Annotated in this window: 22 protein-coding genes and 3 pseudogenes; 10 read left to right on the forward strand and 15 right to left on the reverse strand. The window is 70.7% G+C overall.

The genetic code is table 11. The annotated features are described in order from the left end of the window. Positions 1-29 precede the first annotated feature (29 nt). From AC5WRT_RS11135 to AC5WRT_RS11145, 3 genes and pseudogenes are all read left to right on the forward strand, one after another. On the forward strand, positions 30-980 hold the full coding sequence (locus AC5WRT_RS11135; RefSeq protein WP_496092817.1) for an NADP-dependent oxidoreductase: 951 nt from the start codon (positions 30-32) through the stop codon (positions 978-980). 90 nt (positions 981-1,070) lie between these two features. Continuing rightward, the gene (locus AC5WRT_RS11140) at positions 1,071-1,484 is read left to right on the forward strand and encodes a nuclear transport factor 2 family protein (protein ID WP_496092818.1); all 414 of its coding nucleotides are present in this window, start codon (positions 1,071-1,073) and stop codon (positions 1,482-1,484) included. 393 nt (positions 1,485-1,877) lie between these two features. Continuing rightward, positions 1,878-2,756: pseudogene (locus AC5WRT_RS11145) on the forward strand (IS630 family transposase); the annotation flags it as partial. A gap of 17 nt (positions 2,757-2,773) precedes the next feature. On the opposite strand, the gene AC5WRT_RS11150 reads toward AC5WRT_RS11145, so the two are convergent. Next, positions 2,774-3,004, reverse strand: coding sequence for a hypothetical protein (locus AC5WRT_RS11150; protein WP_496092819.1), 231 nt, complete (start codon positions 3,002-3,004; stop codon positions 2,774-2,776). Between the two features lie 69 nt (positions 3,005-3,073). Between AC5WRT_RS11150 and AC5WRT_RS11155 the strand changes: the two genes are divergently transcribed. Next, positions 3,074-3,316 (forward strand): hypothetical protein, encoded by a 243-nt coding sequence (locus AC5WRT_RS11155; protein ID WP_496092820.1) that lies wholly within the window; start codon positions 3,074-3,076, stop codon positions 3,314-3,316. After that, positions 3,313-4,623, forward strand: coding sequence for a golvesin C-terminal-like domain-containing protein (locus tag AC5WRT_RS11160; RefSeq protein WP_496100179.1), 1,311 nt, complete (start codon positions 3,313-3,315; stop codon positions 4,621-4,623). Before AC5WRT_RS11155 ends, AC5WRT_RS11160 begins: the two co-directional genes overlap by 4 nt. A gap of 359 nt (positions 4,624-4,982) precedes the next feature. Here AC5WRT_RS11160 and AC5WRT_RS11165 read toward each other — a convergent pair whose 3' ends face one another. From AC5WRT_RS11165 to AC5WRT_RS11175, 3 genes are read right to left on the reverse strand one after another with little or no spacing between them, the layout of a single operon-like run. Next, the gene (locus AC5WRT_RS11165; protein ID WP_496100180.1) at positions 4,983-5,312 is read right to left on the reverse strand and encodes an integrase core domain-containing protein; all 330 of its coding nucleotides are present in this window, start codon (positions 5,310-5,312) and stop codon (positions 4,983-4,985) included. Positions 5,313-5,360: 48 nt separating this feature from the next. Continuing rightward, complete coding sequence (locus AC5WRT_RS11170; protein ID WP_496100181.1) at positions 5,361-5,600, reverse strand: DDE-type integrase/transposase/recombinase; 240 nt, start codon at positions 5,598-5,600, stop codon at positions 5,361-5,363. Beyond that, positions 5,534-6,064 (reverse strand): IS3 family transposase, encoded by a 531-nt coding sequence (locus AC5WRT_RS11175; RefSeq protein WP_496100182.1) that lies wholly within the window; start codon positions 6,062-6,064, stop codon positions 5,534-5,536. The genes AC5WRT_RS11170 and AC5WRT_RS11175 overlap by 67 nt, the downstream gene beginning before the upstream one ends. Before the next feature lie 30 nt (positions 6,065-6,094). Here AC5WRT_RS11175 and AC5WRT_RS11180 point away from each other — a divergent pair, with 30 nt between their 5' ends. Beyond that, entirely contained in the window at positions 6,095-6,259 is a 165-nt protein-coding gene (locus AC5WRT_RS11180) for an integrase (RefSeq protein ID WP_496092825.1), read from the forward strand. Between the two features lie 162 nt (positions 6,260-6,421). Here AC5WRT_RS11180 and adh read toward each other — a convergent pair whose 3' ends face one another. The 7 genes from adh to xylB all read right to left on the reverse strand — a co-directional run bounded on the left by adh (position 6,422) and on the right by xylB (position 15,821). Beyond that, positions 6,422-7,945, reverse strand: a complete 1,524-nt coding sequence (adh, locus tag AC5WRT_RS11185) for an aldehyde dehydrogenase (protein WP_496092826.1) — start codon at positions 7,943-7,945, stop codon at positions 6,422-6,424. A gap of 58 nt (positions 7,946-8,003) precedes the next feature. Continuing rightward, positions 8,004-9,311 (reverse strand): winged helix-turn-helix domain-containing protein, encoded by a 1,308-nt coding sequence (locus AC5WRT_RS11190; protein WP_496092827.1) that lies wholly within the window; start codon positions 9,309-9,311, stop codon positions 8,004-8,006. A gap of 57 nt (positions 9,312-9,368) precedes the next feature. Next, a complete protein-coding gene (locus AC5WRT_RS11195; protein ID WP_496092828.1) occupies positions 9,369-10,037 on the reverse strand; it encodes an N-acetylmuramoyl-L-alanine amidase in 669 nt (222 codons plus the stop codon). A 151-nt stretch (positions 10,038-10,188) separates the two neighbouring features. Next, positions 10,189-11,202 (reverse strand): acetamidase/formamidase family protein, encoded by a 1,014-nt coding sequence (locus AC5WRT_RS11200; protein ID WP_496092829.1) that lies wholly within the window; start codon positions 11,200-11,202, stop codon positions 10,189-10,191. 62 nt (positions 11,203-11,264) lie between these two features. Next, a complete protein-coding gene (locus AC5WRT_RS11205) occupies positions 11,265-12,749 on the reverse strand; it encodes an APC family permease (RefSeq protein ID WP_496092830.1) in 1,485 nt (494 codons plus the stop codon). Between the two features lie 373 nt (positions 12,750-13,122). Continuing rightward, entirely contained in the window at positions 13,123-14,331 is a 1,209-nt protein-coding gene (locus AC5WRT_RS11210) for an ROK family protein (protein ID WP_496092831.1), read from the reverse strand. Between the two features lie 35 nt (positions 14,332-14,366). Then, the gene (xylB, locus tag AC5WRT_RS11215) at positions 14,367-15,821 is read right to left on the reverse strand and encodes a xylulokinase (RefSeq protein ID WP_496092832.1); all 1,455 of its coding nucleotides are present in this window, start codon (positions 15,819-15,821) and stop codon (positions 14,367-14,369) included. Positions 15,822-15,973: 152 nt separating this feature from the next. Here xylB and xylA point away from each other — a divergent pair, with 152 nt between their 5' ends. Continuing rightward, positions 15,974-17,140 (forward strand): xylose isomerase, encoded by a 1,167-nt coding sequence (gene xylA / locus AC5WRT_RS11220; protein WP_496092833.1) that lies wholly within the window; start codon positions 15,974-15,976, stop codon positions 17,138-17,140. A gap of 98 nt (positions 17,141-17,238) precedes the next feature. On the opposite strand, the pseudogene AC5WRT_RS11225 reads toward xylA, so the two are convergent. After that, a pseudogene (locus AC5WRT_RS11225) lies at positions 17,239-17,713 on the reverse strand (SdiA-regulated/phytase-like domain-containing protein); the annotation flags it as partial. A gap of 444 nt (positions 17,714-18,157) precedes the next feature. Here AC5WRT_RS11225 and AC5WRT_RS11230 point away from each other — a divergent pair. Next, complete coding sequence (locus tag AC5WRT_RS11230) at positions 18,158-18,340, forward strand: tail-anchor membrane protein (protein WP_496092834.1); 183 nt, start codon at positions 18,158-18,160, stop codon at positions 18,338-18,340. 141 nt (positions 18,341-18,481) lie between these two features. Here the strand turns inward: AC5WRT_RS11230 and AC5WRT_RS11235 are convergent, their stop codons facing one another. Both AC5WRT_RS11235 and AC5WRT_RS11240 read right to left on the reverse strand, forming a co-directional pair. Then, entirely contained in the window at positions 18,482-19,342 is an 861-nt protein-coding gene (locus AC5WRT_RS11235) for a hypothetical protein (protein ID WP_496092835.1), read from the reverse strand. Between the two features lie 143 nt (positions 19,343-19,485). Next, positions 19,486-19,782, reverse strand: a complete 297-nt coding sequence (locus AC5WRT_RS11240) for a hypothetical protein (RefSeq protein WP_496092836.1) — start codon at positions 19,780-19,782, stop codon at positions 19,486-19,488. 99 nt (positions 19,783-19,881) lie between these two features. Here AC5WRT_RS11240 and AC5WRT_RS11245 point away from each other — a divergent pair, with 99 nt between their 5' ends. After that, the gene (locus tag AC5WRT_RS11245) at positions 19,882-20,787 is read left to right on the forward strand and encodes an oxygenase MpaB family protein (RefSeq protein ID WP_496092837.1); all 906 of its coding nucleotides are present in this window, start codon (positions 19,882-19,884) and stop codon (positions 20,785-20,787) included. On the opposite strand, the gene AC5WRT_RS11250 is transcribed toward AC5WRT_RS11245, so the two are convergent. After that, on the reverse strand, positions 20,764-21,219 hold the full coding sequence (locus AC5WRT_RS11250; RefSeq protein WP_496092838.1) for a PadR family transcriptional regulator: 456 nt from the start codon (positions 21,217-21,219) through the stop codon (positions 20,764-20,766). The two genes, AC5WRT_RS11245 and AC5WRT_RS11250, sit on opposite strands and share 24 nt — an antisense overlap. Here AC5WRT_RS11250 and AC5WRT_RS11255 point away from each other — a divergent pair. Continuing rightward, positions 21,179-21,656 (forward strand): annotated as a pseudogene (locus AC5WRT_RS11255) (alpha/beta fold hydrolase); the annotation flags it as partial. The gene AC5WRT_RS11250 and the pseudogene AC5WRT_RS11255 sit on opposite strands and share 41 nt — an antisense overlap. Positions 21,657-21,664 lie beyond the last annotated feature (8 nt).

Genomic DNA, 21,664 nt, shown 5'->3' on the forward strand with positions numbered 1-21,664 from the left:
AGCGAACCCCTGTACGCGAAGGAACGATCATGAATGAGATGAACGCGCTCCGGGCACACCGCCGCGGTGGCCCGGAACAGCTCACCTACGAAAAGGCCCCGCGCCCGCAGCCCGGCCCCGGTGAGCTCCTCCTCGCCGTGCGGGCCGCGTCGGTGACCGCGGGGGAACTCGGCTGGGACGCGACGTGGACCGACAGCTTCGACGGCTCGGGCCGCGACCGGACTCCCACCATCCCCTCGCACGAGTTCTCCGGAGTGGTGGCCGCCCGCGGTGACGCCGTCACGAGCGGACAGGAAGGCGACGAGGTGTACGGGCTGATCCCGTTCACCCGGGACGGCGCCGCAGCCGAATACGTCACTCTCGCCGCCGAGATGGTGGCAGCCAAACCTCGCTCCCTGACTCACGAGCAGGCCGCAGCCGTGCCCCTGGCCGCACTGACCGCCTGGCAGGCCCTGGTCGACCACGCCCAGCTGCGCCCCGGGCAACGTGTGGTCGTGCACGGCGGTGCCGGCGGGGTGGGGTCCTTCGTCGTGCAGATCGCCTCAGCACTCGGTGCCGAGGTCGTGGCCACCGCGGGCCCCGACGACCTGGACTTCGTGCGCTCACTGGGAGCCGGTACGGCCATCGACCACGTCCACCAGCGCTTCGAGGACCGCATCGACCCCGTGGATGTCGTCGTCGATCCGGTCGGTGGACAGACACTGGCCAGGTCCTGGAACGTCCTTGTACCGGGCGGCGTCCTGGTCGGCATCGCGGCACCTCCCGATCCGCAGGAGGCCGAGAGCCACAACGCCCGCGGAGTCTTCTTCGTCGTACAGCCCGACCGGACCGGACTGGAGTCGATCACCAGGCTCATCGAAGACGGGCACCTGATGCCGACGGTGGACCGCGTGCTGCCCCTGGCCGAGGGCCGGGCAGCCTACGAGGCCCTCGCACGCGAACACCGGCGGGGAAAGATCGTCCTGCACATCAGCGACTGAACGACACTCAGTGAGCGCACTCGCGCCACAGCGCCCGCCCCGCCGCAGGCCCCCATCAGGCCTGCGGGCCGCTCACCCGAAGGAGATCGCATGCCCACCGCGTCCACCAGCGCCAAAGACATCGCCACCGCCATGTACGAGGCGCTGTCGCGCTCCGACAAGCAGGCCCTGCAGGCCCTGACCGACCCTCGGATCACCATCCACGTGACCGAGGAACTGCCCTACGGCGGCACCTACTCGGGACTGGCGGGCTTCCGGCAGATGTTCCAGAGCACCTTCGACCTGATCGACAGCAGGATCGAGCTTGCGCAGCTCTTCGACGCCGGCGACCAGGTCGTCGCCGTGGGGCGGACCCGCGGGAACAGCCGCACGACAGGGCGACCCTTCGATGCCGCGATCGTTCACGTGCTGACGGTGCGGGACGGCCGCATCACGGCGTTCGACGCGTTCGTGGAAGAAGCTCCGATCAACGCGGCGATCCACGGTGGTCAAACTCTTCCCTAACGTCGCCTCGTCGTGCGCGTCGGCGCTGTGGGCGTGTACGGCGTCGCGGCGCCGAGAGGTGCACCGACCGGCGGCGCGACCGCCGTGAGAACGGCACCCGTCGGCCCGGTCGCATCAGCGGGCCGGATCCCCACCGGGAAGGCCTCGGCGGATCCGGCACTGCCGGTGTGTATGAGGATCTCGGTGCCGTGGCGGTGGGCGTCGGTGATCCGGGCGAGTGCGGCGTCGAGCACGGTGATGTCGAAGCTCGGCAGGGGTGGTGGCCGACGCCGTGGCGGTACGTGGGTGCCGCGTGCTCCTTCTCGCAGTGGCAGGTGACGAGGGTGGCGTCGATGTCCAGGCCGAGACCGGGCGGTTCACGCCTGCCCGGGCGCGAGGCCGGTAGGCCGTCCCGGGTCCCGTCCCCGCCTGCTCAGCCCTGACGACGAGGACTTCGTGATCCGGACGGCCACCACCCGCCCCACCAAGCTCGGTCAGCCCTTCACCCGCTGGTCCCTGCGCAAGCTCGCCGCCTACCTGCGGAAAGTCCACGGCCGGGTCATCCGGATCGGCCGCGAGGCAGTACGCTGCCTGCTCGCCCGCGGCGGTGTCACCTTCCAGCGCACCAAAACGTGGAAGGAATCCCCCGACCCCGAGCGAGAGGCGAAGCTGGACCGGATCGAGGAGGTCCTCGACCGCTTCCCGGACCGGGTCTTCGCCTTCGACAAGTTCGGCCCGCTCGGGATCCGTCCCACCGCGGGCTCGGGCTGGGCCGCCCAGAAGCACCCCGACCGGCTGCCCGCCACCTACCACCGCACCCACGGCGTGCGCTACTTCCATGGCTGCTACTCGGTCGGCGACGACGCCCTGTGGGGCGTCAACCGCCGCAAGAAGGGTGCCGCCAACACGCTCACCGCGCTGAAGTCGATCCGTGCCGCCCGCCCGGACGGCGCCCCGATCTACGTCATCCTGGACAACCTGTCCGCACACAAGGGCACCGACATCCGCCGCTGGGCGAAGAAGAACAAGGTCGAGCTGTGCTTCACCCCGACCTACGCCTCGTGGGCGAACCCGATCGAGGCCCACTTCGGACCGCTTCGGCAGTTCACCATCGCCAACTCCCACCACCCCAACCACACCGTCCAGACCCGGGCCCCGCACGCCTACCTGCGCTGGCGCAACGCCAACGCCCGCCACCATGACGTCCTGGCCGCCGAACGACGTGAACGCGCCCGCATCCGCAGTGAGTTGGGCATTCGCTGGGGTGGCCGACCCCTGTCAGCGGCGGCCTGAGCCAGCTGGGAGGTGAGTCACCGAGATCGTTTAGCGGCGTTTGCCCGACAGTGTTCCAGCATGCCGATGGACAGTGCCGATGCGGCCATCAGCCCGAACACGATCGAGCTTGAAGCGCCGCCGTGGTGCCGCTCCCAGATACGGAATCCGACCAGCAGGACAACGACTCCGAACAGCACAACCTGTATCCACCTGATGGCCACGGCCTGTGGGCCGTGGCCATCAGCGTTGCTGTCTCTTTTGCGCACCGGGGCTCCTCTGCTCCTTCAGTGCGCCGACTGTACTGCTGCTGGGAGCCATCGATACGCCCCAACCCGGTGAACCTTCCCGGTCAGAGCACCGTGCCCGCGGGAACACCGACCTGGAGCGACTGCGGCACGACGAAGTCCGACGGCTCGTTCCAGTTCACGTTCTACCCGGACCCCAACGCCACGGGACCCGGCCTCGGCCAGTACGACGCCAAAGCCGACCTCATCAGATCGGCGGCGGCTACCAGGGCCACTTCTGGTACGCACACACCCGGGACCAGGCCCACCTGGGCGGCGACGGCGGACGCATGACCATCCAGGGCGACTGGAAACTCCCCGGCGCCGTTCCCGAAGAACAGGCGGCCGTCTACGTCCACATCCCCGACACCGGGGCCCGGACCACCAAAGCGTTCTACGAAATCCCCACCGCCCTCGGCACCGCCAGGGTGGCGGTCAACCAGGATGAGAACGAACGCAACACCTGGGTGTACCTCGGCGCCTTCCGCTTCAACGACAAGGCGCCCGAGGTCAAGCTCTCCAACACCACCTACACGGGGTCCGGCGACGACGACGTCGCCTGGGACGCCCTGGTCTTCATCCCCGGCGAATACGGCATCCCGAAGGACTACGCCGTCGACCTCGCCCTGCCGCCATACGACACCAACAGCCCCAACCCCAACCAGGTCCTCCAGGACCTGAGCGACAGGGCCACGGCCGCACTGAAGAAGGACGCGTCCAACCCAGGCCCCGACGGCTCGATGGCGACCAGTGTCTCCTCCCACGGAGTCGCCACCTGGTGCGACGACGGGAAGATCATCGCCCGTGCCACCCGCACCATCGCCTGCGAGAACCGGGCGATGCCGTACTACTACATCACCTCGGACGGTGACAGCGGAACGATCACGTTCCAGATCCAGCGCGTGCTGGAACTGGACGGAACGAACTCCTTCACCGAACGCCTGAGCATCGCACCCGAGTCCGTCCCTCTCGACATCGCCGATGTCATGCTCGCCATCAACCAGCATCTGTGCGAAACGAGGGAAACGAATCCGGGTCCGGCCATACGGCGCCGTTGCTCCGCATCCGGCTGTCCAACTGATGAGCCCTGCTGGACTCACCAGCCGGGGCAGGCCCCGTCAGGTTGTGCCGGAACTCCGCCCGCAGAAGACCACCGTCACCAGGCGCATAGAACAACCACGACGGCTGCACCGCGGCATTCGCATACAGGCACACGAACTCCTCGCCGTCGCGAGGGATCACGGAACTGTTGCCGTCGGCCCAGTGCTGATACCAGGCGCACACTCCGGAATCCTCCAGGACGTACGACCACTCACCGGACGTGCCGTACATGCAGGGTGTCCACGGGTCGTCCACGGACAGAGGATCAAAATCACGGTAGTGCGCGCGCACGCCGCTCTGGTCATCCCCAGCGCCCGTGCGCCGCAGGAGGTCCTCCACCGGAAGACCACGCACGGCGGTCAGCGACGCTCCGCCACGCATGCCGGGACCACCCATCGGTTTCTCGAAGCAGTGGCCGCCAAGCCACTCGAGACTGTCGCTCATTTCAGCTCCTGTTCGGATGTCGCGCTGGCGATGACGGCATTGCGTACGGCTGCTGAGACGGTCGGGTGGGCGAACGCGTCGGGGGAATCTCAGACGCCGTATCTCGACTCGCCGTCACGAACAAGTAGTCTATGTATCGTCGCAGTTGAGAGTAGGGATCCGGGCTCCTGCGGTCGGTAACGTCGAGTACAAGCGCGGCACGGATGCCGACCTGTTGACTGAACTAGTAGCGGAGTTTCCGCAGGTCAGTGACCTGATGGCGGAAGCGTCGTTGAGTCGGCCATGGAAGCATCGCGAGACCTTGCGGCTCTGTCTGTCCCTCTTGTCGGGGAGCTGGTGGCCATGAATGATCCGTGGGAGCCCTACCGGCTCATCGACCCCGCTGGGGTGAACCGCCCCGGGTTCGGTAGAGATCTCAGATTGTGGTTGTGACCTGGGGTTTCGTGAGTTCGGTGGAGTAGTTGGCTTCGTACTCGACCGGCGGGACGTGGCCTATCTCACCGTGGAGCCGCCGGTGGTTGTACCAGTCGACCAACTCGGCGGTCGCCACCTCGACCTGGGAGAGCGTCTTCCAGCGCCGTCGAGGCTTGATCAGCTCGGTTTTGTAAAGGCCCACCGTCGATTCCATCAGGGCGTTGTCGTACGCGTCGCCCACGGATCCGATGCTCGCGGCCATGCCGGCGGTATCGAGGTGTTCGGCGAGCTTGAACGATGTGTACTGCCTGGACTCAACCGGTCGTTGCAACACCGGCTTTGCGACCCGGCATCCGAGTGATGATCAACTCGTCCAGTTTCACAGGCCGTTGGTCGCGGTCTCGTTGCCAGATCGCCATCTCCAGGGCGTCCAGACGAAGACGGTCTCCTTCACGTTGGCCGCTGACCAGCCGACGATCCGGCGGGAGAAGGTGTCCACGACGAAGGCGACGTAGACGACCGCGGACCACGTTTTCACGTGGGTGAAGTCCGCTACCCAGCAGCGGTTCGGCGCGGCGGCGACGAAGTCACGGTCGACCAGGTCGGGCGCTCGCTCCACCTGTCGGCCGGGAATCGTGGTGATGACGCGTTTGCCACGGACCGCGCCCTGGATGCGAGTTCGCGCATCAGGCGCTCGACCGTGCAGCGGGCCACCAAATGGCGCTGCCGGTTCAGCTCGCGCCAGATCTTCCGGGCCCCGTAGACACGGTAGTTGGACGTGTAGACCTGCTTGATCCTCTCCTTGAGTTCCGCGTCGCGGACGCGACGGGCGGAGGGGGGCCTGGAGGCGTTTGTGGTGGGCGTAGTAGGTGGAAGGGGCGCCCGCCGCAGTTCGTGCGGATCCTCCGTGACCACATCGAACGGTTCGGCGTGGCGCCCGACGGTCGGCTGTTTCGGAACCAGGCTGGCAACTACGTGGATGCAGCTGCGTATGGCACGACGTGGGCGCGGACACGGAAGTATGTTCTGACCCGCACGGAACTCGCTTCCGGCCTGGCCAAGCGGCCCTACAATCTCCGGCACGCTGGGATCTCGTGCTGGCTGTACTCAGGTGTGGACCCAGCCGAATGCGTTCGCCGCGCGGGCCAAAGCATCGAGGTCCTCTTCCGGCACTACGCCAAGTTCCTGGACGGCGTCCGGGAGCAGGCCAACCGCCTCATCGAGCAGTCCATGCAGGAGTGGGACCGCGTCAGCCAGGACGCGGCACCTGCTGGGTAACCGGGGGCTTTGGTCCGTGACTGGTCCGGAAGCACTGGTCAGGAGTGGGATAGCAGTGGGAGGAACTGGGAGTTACAACGTAAACCGGTCCCCGTTCTGAGCGGGCTCAACCGAAGGTGCCTGACGGGTAAAAGACCAGGTCAGGCGCCTTTTCTCGTGCCTCTAGAAGAAGCCCAGCCTCTTCGGCGAGTACGACACCAGGAGGTTCTTCGTCTGCTGGTAGTGCTCCAGCATCATCTTGTGCGTCTCACGGCCGATGCCGGACTGCTTGTAGCCGCCGAACGCCGCGTGCGCCGGGTAGGCGTGATAGCAGTTGGTCCACACCCGGCCCGCCTGGATCGCGCGGCCCGCGCGGTACGCGGTGTTGGCGTCCCGGGTCCACACGCCCGCGCCGAGGCCGTACAGCGTGTCGTTGGCGATCTTGACGGCGTCGTCGAAGTCGTCGAAGGACGCCACCGAGACGACCGGGCCGAAGATCTCCTCCTGGAAGATCCGCATGCGGTTGTCGCCCTCGAAGATGGTCGGCTGCACGTAGTAGCCGCCCTTCAGCTCGCCGTCGTACTCGATGCGTTCACCGCCGGTGAGCACCTTCGCGCCCTCCTGCCGGCCGATGTCCAGGTAGGAAAGGATCTTCTCCAGCTGGTCGTTGGAGGCCTGGGCGCCGATCATCGTGCCCGTGTCGAGCGGGTGGCCCGGCTTGATCTGCCGGGTGCGTTCCACGGCCGCCTGCAGGAACTCCGCGTAGTGACCGCGCTGGATCAGCGCCCGGGACGGGCAGGTGCACACCTCACCCTGGTTGAGCGCGAACATGGTGAAGCCCTCGAGCGCCTTGTCGCGGAAGTCGTCGTCGTGCGCCCACACGTCGTCGAAGAAGATGTTGGGCGACTTGCCGCCGAGTTCCAGGGTGACCGGCTTGATGTTCTCCGAGGCGTACTGCATGATCAGCCGCCCGGTCGTGGTCTCCCCGGTGAACGCCACCTTGGCCACGCGCGGGCTGGACGCCAGCGGCTTGCCCGCCTCCACGCCGAAACCGTTGACGATGTTCAGCACACCGGGCGGCAGCAGGTCCGCGATCAGGCCGACCCAGTAGTGGATGGAGGCCGGGGTCTGCTCGGCGGGCTTGAGGACCACCGCGTTGCCCGCGGCCAGCGCCGGCGCCAGTTTCCACGCCGCCATCAATATCGGGAAGTTCCACGGGATGATCTGCGCGACGACCCCGAGCGGCTCGTGGAAGTGGTACGCCACCGTGTCGCCGTCGATCTCGCCGAGCGACCCCTCCTGCGCCCGGATCGCCCCGGCGAAGTAGCGGAAGTGGTCGATCGCCAGCGGGATGTCGGCCGCCAGCGTCTCCCGCACCGGCTTGCCGTTCTCCCAGCTCTCCGCCACCGCGAGCGCTTCGAGGTTGGCCGCCATGCGGTCGGCTATCTTCAGCAGGATGTCGCTGCGCTCCGCCACCGACGTACGGCCCCACCCCGGCGCGGCCTCGTGCGCCGCGTCCAGCGCCCGCTCGACGTCCTCCGCGGTGCCGCGCGCGATCTCGGTGAACGGCTGACCGTTGACCGGCGACGGATTCTCGAAGTACTGCCCGCGCAACGGCGGCACGTACTCCCCGCCGATGAAGTGGTCGTAGCGCGCCTGGTAGGAGACGATCGCGCCTTCGGTGCCCGGCGCCGCGTAACGAGTCATGCTGGACTTGCCTCCCGGTGCAGCGCTGCCCGCCGTTGGGCAGCTCTCGGCGGCGAGGCTAGGCGGGCGGACGTTGCAACCACGTTGCGCCGCCGGTCCGCCCCTGAACCCGGCCGGGCGGTGCCGCCAACTCGGCCTCCAGCGCGCTCAGCCGGGCCAGCACCAGCGCCGTGGGCCGCACCGCGGCGAGCGCCCGCCACACCTCCAGGTCGTCCTCGCCCCACGGCGCGTGTGCCCAGTCCGCCAGCAGGTCCGGGTCGCGGTGCGCGATGAGCGCCGTGCGCAGCTCGCCGGCGAGACGGTCCCGCAGCCGTACGATCGCCGGCGCCTGCGAACCGGGCAGCAGCGGACCGGTGTACGCCTCCGCCGCCGCCGTCACCGCCCCGGCCCGCAGCCGCCGCTCCACCACCGTGGCGTCGGACTCGACCGCGCAGGCCAGCCGGTACGGCCGCGAGGCGAGCAGTTCCGGGCCCAGCAGCCTGCGCAGCCGGGCCAGTTCGGCCCGCAGGGTCACCGGTGTCACCGACTCGTCCGCGTACAGCGCGCACAGCAGTTCGTCACCACTGACCCCCTCGGGATGCCGGGCGAGCAGCACGAGTATCTCGCTGTGCCGGCGGCTGAGCCGGATGCGGTTGCCGTCCAGGACCAGCTCGGCCTCGTCCCGGCCCAGCGCGCCGAGGAGTGGCGCGCCGAGCGCGCTGCCGGGCGGCTCGAGCAGCGCGAGCTGCGTCTCCGCGGCCCGCGCCACTGCCTGTACGAACCCGAGGCTGTGCGGATGCGCCAGCCCGTCGCCGCCGGTGATGTCCACGGCGCCCAGGACCCGCCCGGTGCGCGGATCGTGCACCGGCGCCGCCGCGCACGTCCACGGCTGCACCCGCCGTATGAAGTGCTCGGCGGCGAACACCTGCACCGGCCGGTCCACGGCGACCGCGGTCCCCGGCGCGTTGGTGCCGACCGCGCTCTCCGACCAGCGCGCCCCGGGGACGAAGTTCATCCCGTCCGCCCGGCGGCGGGTCGCCGGGTGCCCCTCGACCCACAGCAGCCTGCCGTGCGCGTCGCACACCGCCAGCAGATGCTCACCGTCGGCGGCGAACGTGCCCATCAGCTCCCGGAACAGCGGCATCACCCTGGACAGCGGGTGTTCCGCCCGGTAGGCGCCGAGGTCGCCGCCGGTCAACTCCACGCCGGCGGTGCCGTCCGGACGGACACCGGCCCGCGCGCTGCGCCGCCACGACTCCGCCACCACCGATCGCACCGGGCGCGGCACCGTACCCGCCGTGGTGAACGTCTCGTGCGCGCGACGCAGCGCACGGACCCGTTCGACGGGGTCGGCCCCCGGCTCCAGGGCCACCCACGGATCGGTCACATCGGCCTCCCCGGACGGTGAAACAGTGATGTCGGTCCCGCGCCCATCGTCTTCCGGCTAGGCGAAGTTGACCAGTCTCAGGTAACGGACCCAGTCCCAGTTCGGGCCGGGATCGGTGTGGTCGGTGCCGGGCACCTGGTAGTGGCCGATGATGTGCTCCCTGTCCTTGGGGATGCCGTAGGTGTCGCAGATCGCCGCCGTGAGCCTCGCCGACTCCTCGTAGAGGGCGTCGGTGAAGCAGGCGGGCTGGTCCACCCACCCCTCGTGCTCGATGCCGATGCTGCGTGTGTTGTAGTCCCAGTTGCCCGCGTGCCAGGCGACGTCGGCCTCGTGTACGCACTGGGCGACGTGCCCGTCCGCCGAGCGCACCAGATAGTGCGCGGACACCCCCTTCTGCGGATTGGCGAAGATCGCCAGCGTGTTGGCGTACGTCTCCTGCGTGACGTGGATGATCACCCGGTCGATCGTGTAGGTGCCGGGGCGGTCGGAGGCGGTGTAGTTGGAGCTGCTGGCCGGCTGCCATTCGGCGGGCGGGTAGTCCACCGACGCCGTCTGCGCACCGGCCCTCGGGTCGGGGAGCAGCGCGTAGGGGACGGCGGCGAGCGCCGCGCCCGTCAGCAGCCGCCGCCTGCTCAGGCGCGGCTGTGCCGGGCTCGCCGGCTGCGGGGGGTGCCCCGGCTGGGCCGGGTCTCTTCGCTGTACGGGTGCGGCCGGGTCCATGTCCATCGGCGGATGCCTTTCGGTGTGGGGGGTGTGGGGGTGTGGACGTCGGAAGCTGTGGGCTCGCGCGGGTCGGGAGGTGCTCGGGAGTGCCGGAGGCGTGAGGCGGCCCGGGCGCCCAGGCCCGGCGAGCGGCGCCGGAGGAAGGCGGCCGGTGTCAGCTCCGCAGGGAATGCGCGGTCTCCCGCAGCCGCGCGTGCACGCCGCGGTACGTCTCGCGGGCCGGCAGCCACTCCTTGCGGATCTTGGCCACGCACGTGTAGTTCGTGTCGCACACGTTGGCCAACGGGGATTCGACCGCCTGGGTTGCGAACTGGTACGCGTCCGGCTCACTGAATCCGTAGTCGCGCGCCAGCCACTGCACCAGGTCCAGCTGCGATATCCTGAACGCGTCCTCCAGCGGGCGGGCCGAGCCGGTGGAGATGATGTGGGTGTCCGACTCCAGCCGGGGCCACGGCGTGGCGACGCCCTTGAGGAGCTCAACGACCACCACGGTGTTCATGGCGCACTCCACGGCCACTCCGCAGGTCTCGCCCTCGCCCTGCCGGGCGTGCCCGTCGCCGAGGCTGAGCAGGGCACCCTCGACATTGACCCCCAGGTAGCAGGTGACGCCGGCCCGCATCTCGGGCGTGTCCATGTTCCCGCCGTGCGCGTCCGGAACCAGTGCTGAGCGCACCTCGAGATTGGCCGGTGCCACGCCCACGGTGCCGTGCATGGGATCCATGGGCAGCTCCGTCTCGATGTCGCTGTCCCGCGCCTGGAACAGGGCGGTGCGCCGCGCGCGGTCCAGCTGCCAGATCCAGACGCGTTCGGGCAGCGGCGGCTGCAGCGTGGCCGTGGTGTGCGTGGAGGTGAGCGCACCGAACAGCGGGACCGTCGTGGACGCCGCCCAGTCGCGGGCCGGTTCGATCGACACGAAGTGCACGGCTACGGTGTCACCCGGCTCGGCGCCCTCGACGTGGAAGGGGCCGGTCTGCGGATTGAGGAACGGGAACTCGCAGACCTCCGAGACGAGGTCTTTCTCGGACCGCACCCGGCCGCCGAAACAGTCCTCCGTGTACAGGTCGAGGACTGTGCCGGGTGCGATCCGTGCCACGGGCGGCGCACCGCCGAACGTCCAGGCGTAGGTGTCCGGTTCCGGGCGCACGGTCAGGACGCGGGGGTCGGCCATGGTGGAGGTGGTCCCTTCTGGACGAAGGCGGTGGGGAACTCGCGGGCGGGAGTGCTCACAGGTCACCGGGACACGGGCCCGTCCCGCCGTGGGCCGGCGGGGTCGTACGCGTCGAGGTGTACGCGCGCGGTCTCGGCTATGCGCTCGGGGTGACGCCGCAACAGCAGGAGCAGCACCACCACGCCCACCGTCATCCACGCCCCGACGATCGGCCCGGCGTAGGAGACCGGGGACGTGAGGGCGGTGACGAAGTCGAAGACCGGGAGCCCGGCGGCGGTCAGCAGGGCAGGAACGAAGGCCGCGATGCCGAGCACCGGGAACAGCAGATGCCGTACCGGCTCGAAGGCGGCCCGGCCGGCCCGCAGGAAGTAGCCGGTGCAGGCGAGGTTCACGACGATGTAGACGGCGACGACAACTGTGACGATCACCGTGGCGAGCAGCAGGAACACGGTCACGGGGTCGTAGCCGAACCCGAGGCCCAGGACGGTTGTGACCGCCACCAGGGTCTGCAGCGCGATGCCGGCGACGGGGGAGCGGTGGCGGGGGTGGAGCGTGGCGAGAAGCCGGGGCAGGACCCGGATGCGGGCCAGAGCGAAGGCCGTACGGGTCGACACGTTGGCGCACGCGTTGGCGTTGGCGATCGTGGAGTTGATCACGGCGAGGAACACCAGCACCCAGAAGAGACCGAAGGAGGCCCGGGCGACGCCGTCCCAGGATGCGGGACCCGACGCCCCGAACTTCGCGAAGCGACCGGGGCCGAAGTAGACCGTCATCGCGTAGGTGGTGATCACATAGAACAGGCCGATGCCCAGAGCCGCCCCGAGGACCGCGCGGTGCATCGTCCGCCGTGGGTTCCGGGTCTCCTCGGCGAGCGGCGCCGCCGCCTCGAACCCGGCGAACGCCAGCACCGTGTACACGGACCCGGCGAACACGCCGCTGATTCCGGCGTAACCGTCGGCGGTGTGCGAAGTGCCGAACACCGACAGGGTGTTGGCGCCGCCCGCCTTGCCGACGAGCAGCACCGCGAACACCAGGAAGACGAGGATCTCGAAGACGCCGAGGACGGTGCCGAAGCGGGCCGAGACCCGGACCCCGAGACACCCGGCGACGGCGATCACACCGGCGCCCGCCAGGGACCACGGCCACCACAGATCCGCCGGCCACGACGACCACTCCTCGTGCAGCGTGCCGGCCGCCGTGAAGCCAAGCTGCAGAAGCAGCAGGGGTGGGACCAGCATCTCCACGAAGACGTAACCCCAGCCGACGAGAAACCCGACCGTGGGGTGCAGCCCGCGCGCGGCATACGTGGCCACCGAGCCCGCGGCCGGCAGCTCCCGGGCCAGCTCGGCCACGCACGATGCGGTGAACAGACAGGCCACCAGGGCGATCAGCACCGCAAGCGGCAGGCTGCCGCCCGCGAAGGCGGCACCGGCGGGAATCGACGCGGCCACCGCGGCCGCCGGCGCCATCGCCGTGACGCTCTGGAACAGCACCTCGCGCAAGCCGACGGCATCGCGTCGCAGTGCCCCGGCCGTCTCCTCGTGCATGTGTGTCCCCCGATGCCTGTCAGCCCACTGCCACCCGATGCGTGTGAAGTACCGTCAGCCGCTCGAGAGGCCGACATTGACGGTCCGTCGGCCGTACCTCGCGTGAATCACGGTACGGCGCGGACGGGTTGGGCAGAAGAGCGCACGCCGGTTCCGTGGGGAAGGCTCCACTTGTGGAAAACTCGGCCACCCGATCGGGTGAACACCGGGGGATGGGCACGGCGCCGGAGCCCGGTGGCGGGAGGCCCCCCGGGGTTTCGGTCCGAGGGGTCAGTAATCCGGTCGCCTGACGGCGACACCCTGTGTGCGTGAAAATCGGTGTGTGGTCGTCCGGCGGACGTCGTCTCGCCTTGGCGCGTTCCGAGCCCGTGGGTCAGGCGCGTTCGGCCACGAGCGCCGGATCGTCCAGTACGCCCCGGACGACCGAGTGCGCGGCGCCCAGCAGGGGCCCCTCGGAGCCCAGTCGGGACACGGCCACCGGGCACGGCGGACCCGCCGTGCGGCTCGTCAGTTCCGTCTCCAGGGACGGCAGCAGCCAGGGGGAGAGGCCGGCCAGGGCGCCGCCGAGGACGACCGTCTCGGGATCGAGGAGGTTCACAGCCCCGGTGAGCGCTATGCCGAGCGCCGTACCGGCTCCGCGCAGGGCGGCCCGTACGCTCTCGTCGCCCTGAGCGGCGCGTCCGGCGAGCAGACCCACCAGGTCCTCGCGCGGTTCCAGCCCCGCCGCGCGCAGCACCGCCTCCTCGCCCGCGTACTGCTCCAGGCAGCCGCGGCCGCCGCACGCACAGGGCGGCCCGTCCGGCCGCACCGGCACATGCCCCAGCTCGCCCGCGAAGCCGCGGGTGCCCTGCAGCAGACCGCCGTCCACCACGACCGCCGCGCCGATGCCGATCTCGGCCGACACGTGCAGGAAGTCGCGCGGCGTACCCTCGCCGAGCCACAGCTCCGCGAGCGCACCGAAGTTGGCCTCGTTGCCCACGGTCAGCGGCCACTCGCCGGGCAGCAGGGCGCCGAGGTCGGCGTGGTGCCAATCGAGGTTCGGGGCGCGTACGACGGTGCGGCCGTCCCGCGCCACGAGTCCGGGCACGGCGACGGCGAGCCCGGCCGGCCACAGTGCCTCATGCTCCGCCTCCGTGACGACCTGGCGCACCAGGCCGGTCAGGTCCCCGACCACCGGCGCGGGCGGCCGGCCCCGGTTGGCCACGTGCCGCACGGCGCGGGCGCGGACCGTGCCGCGCAGGTCGACCGCGCAGACCGCGAGATGGTCGACGCCGATCTCCGCGCCGATCCCCGCCGGACCGCGGCCGCTCACCGCGAGCGCGGAACCGGGCCGGCCCACCCGGCCCGGCCGCTCCGGGCCCAGCTCCTCCAGCAGCCCCCACCGGATCAGCTCGTCCACCAGCGTCGACACGGCGGCCCTGGTCAGCCCGATGCGCGTGGCGACCGCGGCTCGCGACAGCGAGCCCTCGGCGCTGACGGCGTGCATCACGCGCGCGAGATTGCGCCGGCGCATGCCCTGCTGGGTGTCCGGCAGGGCGCGGCCGGTGACCGGCGGGTGTGCCTCGTGCGGCGGTGCGGTCATGCCTGACGTCAGTCCTCGGTGTCTGCCGCCCGGGTTCAGCCGCGCGGTGTGGTCGCCGTCCCCCGCTCCAACAGGGGGGCCGCGTCGGAGAGTACCCCGGTGATCCGGTCCAGGGTCTGCTGGTCCCGTTCCACGGCCTCCAGTACGGGGCCGGCGGCCGTGTTCCAGCGGCGGGCCACCGCGGCCGGGTCCTCGCCGGTGAGCAGGCCGGCGGCCTGCGCCGCGGCCCCGAGGGCGACCAGTTCCCTTGCCGCGGGGATCTGGACCGGCCGTCCGGACAGCCGCCGTACCGTCTGCTGCCAGGCCGTTCCCCGTGCCCCGCCGCCGATCAGTATCAGCGGGGTGCTGCGGTCCGCGTCCTCGTCCAGGACCAGGTCGAGTGCGCCGAGCAGCGCGTGTACGGCGCCGTCGTAGGCGGCCTGCAGCAACTGCCCGGGGGTCGTGTCGTGGCGCAGGCCGTGCAGCAGGCCGGAGGCGTTCGGCAGGTTCGGGGTGCGCTCGCCGTCCAGATAGGGCAGCAGGGTCACCGAGCCGCCGGGCTCCACCGTATCGCGTTCCAGGCCCAGCAGTGCCGCGACGCGGTCCACGGCGAGCGTGCAGTTCAGGGTGCAGGCCAGGGGCAGCCAGTCGCCGTGGGCGTCGGCGAAGCCCGCCACGGTGCCGGTCGGATCGGCCGGGCGGTGCGTGGAGACCGCGTAGACCGTGCCGGAGGTGCCGAGGCTGAGCACCGGGGTGCCGGGCCGCAGACCGAGACCGAGTGCCGCCGCCGCGTTGTCGCCGGTGCCCGGAGCGACCAGCGTGCCTTTGGAGAACGGCAGGTCGTGGCTGTCGCGCACGGTGCCGGCGACCTCACCCGGGCGTACCACACGGGGCAGCAGCGTCGGGTCGAGCGCGACGTGCGCGAGGATCTCGGTGTCGTACGTCTCCGTGCCGGACGACCACCAGCCGGTGCCGGAGGCGTCGCTGCGGTCGGTCGTGCCCTGCCCGGTGAGGCGCTCGGTCAGGTAGTCGTGGGGGAGCCGGACCGCCCTGGTCGCGCGGACCGACTCCGGCTCGTGCTCGGTGAGCCACGCCCACTTCGTGACCGTGAACGACGCGCCGGGAACGCTGCCCGTGCGCTCCGCCCAGGCCTTCGGTCCGCCCAGCTCCTCCACCAGGCGGCGGGCCTGCGGCGCCGAGCGGACATCGTTCCACAGCAGCGCCGGACGGACCGGCTCGCCCCGCTCGTCCAACGTGACCAGGCCGTGCTGCTGACCGCCGATCGACACCGCGGCGGCCTCGTGCGCCGCGTCACCGCACTGGCTCAGCGCCTCGCGCAGCGCGTCCCACCACTGGCGCGGATCGCTCTCGCGGCCCGCGCCGGAGGACACGGTGTGCGGCGCCTGGCCGCTCGCCACCACCCGGCCGGTGGCCGCGTCGACGACCAGTGCCTTCGTGGACTGGGTGGACGTGTCCACGCCGACGACGAGCGGACCCTCGGCTGATGACATGGGGCTCTCCCTTTTCCGCTGCGTTCCGCGACTTCGTGACTTTCTACGACTCTGCGGGACAAAGACATCTTGTCTCTTCCCAGGGACGCGAGCGCATACTAATTTGTAAACGGCCATGACGAAATAGTCGCAACGCAGCAAGGAGCCCCCGCATGAGCTTCCAGCCCACCCCCGAGGACAGGTTCACCTTCGGCCTGTGGACCGTCGGCTGGCAGGGAAGGGACCCGTTCGGTGACGCCACCCGCGGCGCCCTCGACCCCGTCGAGACGGTGCAGCGCCTGGCCGAGCTGGGTGCCTACGGAGTGACCTTCCACGACGACGACCTGATCCCCTTCGGCTCCTCGGACACCGAGCGCGAGTCACACGTCAAGCGGTTCCGGCAGGCCCTGGACGCCACCGGCATGACCGTGCCGATGGCCACCACCAACCTGTTCACCCACCCCGTCTTCAAGGACGGCGCGTTCACCGCCAACGACCGTGACGTGCGCCGCTACGCGCTGCGCAAGACCATCCGCAACATCGACCTGGCGGTCGAGCTGGGCGCCAGGACGTACGTCGCCTGGGGCGGGCGCGAGGGCGCCGAGTCCGGCGCGGCCAAGGACGTACGCGCGGCCCTGGACCGCATGAAGGAGGCCTTCGACCTGCTGGGCGAGTACGTCACCGCCCAGGGCTACGACATCCGCTTCGCCCTCGAGCCGAAGCCGAACGAGCCGCGCGGCGACATCCTGCTCCCCACCGTCGGCCACGCGCTGGCCTTCATCGAGCGCCTGGAGCGCCCGGAGCTGTACGGCGTGAACCCCGAGGTCGGGCACGAGCAGATGGCCGGCCTGAACTTCCCGCACGGCATCGCGCAGGCCCTGTGGGCGGGCAAGCTCTTCCACATCGACCTCAACGGCCAGTCCGGCATCAAGTACGACCAGGACCTCCGCTTCGGCGCCGGCGACCTGCGGGCGGCGTTCTGGCTGGTCGACCTGCTGGAGAGCGCCGGGTACGAAGGCCCGCGCCACTTCGACTTCAAGCCGCCGCGCACCGAGGACCTGGACGGTGTGTGGGCCTCGGCCGCGGGCTGCATGCGCAATTACCTGATCCTCAAGGAGCGCGCGGCGGCCTTCCGCAACGACCCCGAGGTCCAGGAGGCCCTGCGCGCCTCCCGTCTGGACCAGCTCGCCCGGCCGACGGCCGAGGACGGTCTGCAGGCGCTCCTCGCCGACCGCACCGCCTTCGAGGACTTCGACGTCGATGCGGCAGCCGCGCGCGGGATGGCCTTCGAGCGTCTCGACCAGCTCGCCATGGACCACCTGCTCGGCGCCCGGGGCTGAACGCACGGAGGGCCGGGGGTGCGGCTCGCGTCGCCGCCCCGGCCCTGCGTCGGTCCGCTTTCCGGACCGTCCGGTCGAGAGACGTCACCGCTCCCGGACAGCCGGACGTACGCGACGGTCGTCTTGATCCCGCTGTCGACGAGCCGGCCCTGCGCGTCGAAGGCGCCGTCGGTCGTCCCGGAGTCGTTGTCGTTGACGAGAGCGAGCGTGTCGCGGTCCACGCGCGCGATGCCGACGATCTTCTGCCGCACGCCGTCGACCGTGTTCAGGTCCGCCCCGAGCCGCCGGGCCGGCACCGGCGGGCGTGCGGACGCCGGATCGTGCAGCTGCTCCAGGGACGGCGAGGTCGAGTCGTCCCAGGGTGCCCAGGGTCCGCCCAGAACGCTCGACCTTCGCTCCAGCCGGACGAGCTGCAAGCGGGCCGCCTCGTCCGTGCGCTTCTGGACGAGCAGCCGGTCGCCGCCCACGGCCACCACCGGGGAGATCTTCAGCTCGGAAGCTGTCCTCCTCGCCCGGGTCGTCCACGTTCACCGGGTCGAACCGATAGGCGTACTCGGCGGTGACGGCCTTCTTGTCGGCGGCCAGATCTGAACCACATGAGGAAATGCCGTACGGCCACGCGACGAACAGCCGGCTTCGGCCGCTCATCGGATCACGGCAGGTGCCGGCAGCGACGGTTCGTCGGCGCGCAGGCCGTTGCCGTCCCATGCCGAACGCTTCACAACGTGTTCGAGCAACAGCCACGCTTCATGCCGTGCGCGAAGACCGCACTCCTCGGAAACCTCCGGCCCGGGGGCACCAGGGGATGCGAAGTGCCGGCACGGTCCTGTCCGGTGGTGACCAGGTCGTGCGACGGCCGACAGCGGACCGGCCTCACCGAGACGGCCCGCAGGGCAACCGTCTCGTCCACTAGGGGCGGTTCTCAGGGATGTCTCGGGGGCGGATTGTGGAACCGCGGGGAGCGGGAGGTCGTTCCCACTGCAGAGAGCGGCAGCGGCCGCGAAGGAGGCGACGCTCATGTCCAACACCGCGAAGATCGCCGTCGGGGGAGTGGCGGTCGGGTTGGTTCTGTTGATCTGGCTGCCCTGGTGGGTGGCGTTCCTGATCGTGGTCGGTGTTCCGGTGGCGGGATATCTGGCGCTGGATCCCTCCCAGCGGCGCAGGCTCCGCAGGGTCACCCGCAAGGAAATCGGCCGCTGAGAGGGCGGCGGACGCCGCCGGGGCCCGCAGGGCCCGTCATGGTCCCCGCGCGCCCGGCGGCGTTCCCTGCCCGCGAGGACCGGCGGTCGTCGCCCGGTTGCCCGAGGGCGGCTTCGGGGTCCCTGCGGGCGTCGTACGGCCTCAGAGGGGCCGTACGGCCATCTTGTCGAGCGCTTCCAGCAGGCCCGGCAGCTCGGGCCCCCGGCCCACCGGCAGGACCTCGCCCGGTTCTTCGTCGAGCAGGACGAAGGCGATGTCGTCGGTGCGGGCCACGAGCGACCAGCCGGGGCCGTCGGCGCGCAGCGTACGGGCGTCCCCCGGGGCGAACGACGAGCGCACCCGGCCGAGCGGCGGCGGCGAGTCGACATAGGTGCGAGCCTCCGTGAGGACCCGCCTGATTCCCTGGTGGCCGCTGTGCGGCACCGCCTGCTCGCCCGGTGGTGAGGACTCCTCGGCCGTCTCCCGCGCCTCCGGCTCGTCCCGCCCGCCGGACGTGGCGAACTGCGCGTCGTCGATCTGCTCCCGCCACTTCGCCCACTGCAGGGCTATCTCGTCGGCGCCCAGCCTGCGTTGTGCCGGCCCCCATGAGCTCGTGTCCGGCGGGCTCAGCGCGGGCCGGTCCGCCGCCTCGGGATCGGGGTCGTGCGGAGCTGGGACACCGGGAGCCGCGACGGCGACGGCCAGCGGCCAGCCCGGCAGGGCGGCCACGACCGCGCGCTCGTCGGGGGACAGTTCGTACTCCATGCCGCAGTCCCAGGACGCGATCGCCACGGCGACCAGCGAGACGTCGTCGATCACGACCGTCCAGCGCGCGCCGGTGCCGTCCTGGCCCAGCACCAGGCCGTACCCGTCGGCGAGGGGTGCCAGACCCAGCGCCGCGCACGCCTCCGGATAGTCGTCGCCCAGAACGCTCGGAAACTGCGCCGGCGTCAGCAGCACCGCCGTCAGCACGTACAGCGCATCGTCCGCGGCGGCGCCGGTCTCCTCGTCGGCTCCGGCCATCCCTGCCTCCCAGTGGTTCGTCCAACGGCGCGCACCCTAGTGCGAGCGGAAGCCGCTTGTCACGACTCCTCACACCACCCGGACCTGCAGGTTTCCGCCTGGACGGGGGCGAAACGGCCACGGTGGAAGCAGGCTCTTCCCGTTCAGCCCGTGGGCAGTCCCAGCAGATCGCGGGCCACCGAGGCGGGCGACTGATCGCGTGCCCGGGCCAGCGCGACGACGGCGCGGCAGGCGAGTTCGCTCACCCCGAACGACAGCGCTTCCGGCGGCACCCAGCCCGCCGCCTCCTCGAGCCGGTCCTGATCGTCCTCCGCGCGGGCCACGACATAGGTGGCCGCGGCTTCGAACAAGTTGTGCGCGCGTCTTTCCCGAGATCCCGCCGGCTGTGCGTGCGCGGAAGCGCGGAGTCTGGCGGCGTACTTGCGTATCAGGCCGAACACGCGGACCACCCTCCCCCCGAACGGGGTCGTCGTCGATCGCTCATCTGCTCTCTGTTCAACGTAGAGTTGGATGTTCTGCGGCAGAAGGGGGACGACGCAGTGAAGCGCTTCGAGCGGCTGAGGCGGATCCGCCGGCTGGATCCGGTGACGGACGCGCTGGAGATCTACCGGCTCAGTGTGGCGTACGAGTTCCCCTGGGACTACACCCGCGCACTGGAACTGGCCCTCTACCGCACCTACGCCGTCCCGAGCATCGGCCGGCTGCTCGCCGAGACGGGCGAGCTGACCGAGCGCACCCAGAAGCGGTACGACGACACCGTGCTGCTCCTCGACACCGTCGTCGAGCACGGTTTCGCCGGCGACGAGGGGCGTACCGCGATCCGCCGCATCAACCAGATGCACCGCAGCTACGACATCAGCGACGACGACATGCGCTATGTGCTGAGTACGTTCGTCGTGCTGCCCAGGCGCTGGATCGACGCCTACGGCTGGCGGCGCCTGTCCCGACACGAGATCGTCGCCGCCACCGAGTACTACCGCACTCTCGGCCGGCACATGGGCATCCCCGGCATCCCCGAGACCTACGAGGAGTTCGAGGAACTGCTCGACGCGTACGAGAGGGAGCACTTCGCCTGGGACGAGCGGTCCCGGCGGGTCTCCGACGCCACACTCGCCCTGATGGCGTCCTGGTATCCGCGCCCGCTGGCACCGTTGCTGCGTACCGCCACGCTCGCCCTGCTCGACGAGTCGCTGCTGCGCGCGTTCCGATACGCCCCGCCCGGCGCGACGACATCGGAGTTGGTCCGCCGGGCCCTTCGCGCGCGTGGTCGGCTCGTCCGGCTGCTGCCACCGCGCCGCTCGCCACACTTCGCACGCCAGAACGGGCAGGTCAGGGGCTATCCGGACGGCTTCCGGGTGGCGGACCTGGGCACCCGCCCGGTTCCCGGGCTGCGCGGCTGCCCGGTGCGGCACCGGGGCGCCTCAGCGGCCGACGTCGCCGAGTGAGGCCAAGGTGTCGCGCAGCCAGGCCAGTTCGGCCCGGCTGGTGGCACGTGCGATGGTGAGGACACCACGCCGGAACGGGTCGTCCAGTTCCTCGGCGCGCAGCGGCCGCTCGCCGTCGTAGAAGAAGCTCGTCGGCTCCTCCAGAAAGGCCAGCCGGCGGCGCAGTACGGCCGCCTGGGCGGCGGAGTCCTTCAGGTGCCGCAGGAACGCGAGCAGCGTGAACCAGTGGTTCTCGTCGGTGATCTCGCGCTGCGCGGGTTCGGCGAGCCGGCGCTTCAGCTCACGCCTGCCCTCCTCGGTCAGCCTCAGCACATGACGCGGTGCCGCCACGGCACCCGGCTCGATGGCCCGGACCAGCAGGCCCGCTTTCTCCAGCCGTTTGATCCGCCGCGCCGAGTTGGTCGCGCACAGCATGGGCGGCGCCGGGGCCATCGTGCCGCCCACCGGCGTCCCGATCTCGCGTCCCGGCTCGTCCTCACCGAGGCCAACCTGGACGCCTTCGGGCCGCTCACGGCCGCCGGCAGGGCCATCGCCTCCATGAAGAGGACGATTTCGCCGACGTACTGTACGCGCGCGTGCTGGAAGGCGTCGGTCCGCTGTGGGCCGCCACCATGCGGCTGGCCGACCCGCGCGCCCTGCATCGCAGCGCCGTCGGACTGCGCCGCGGTTCCGATCCGGTCATGCGCACCATCCTGGAGAAGCTGCCCGTCGACGGGGTCCACCTCCAGGGCGAGCGCAGCGGTGAACTGCCGGGCAGGAAGAATGTGGAGGCCGCCGGGGTGCGCGTGGTGACGGTGCCCGGCGCCGGGCACAACGTCATGTTCGACAACTCCGACGCCTTCACGGCGGCCGTCGCCGGCAAGGACTGATCCGCCCG

This window comes from Streptomyces sp. NTD91 (assembly GCF_059510455.1).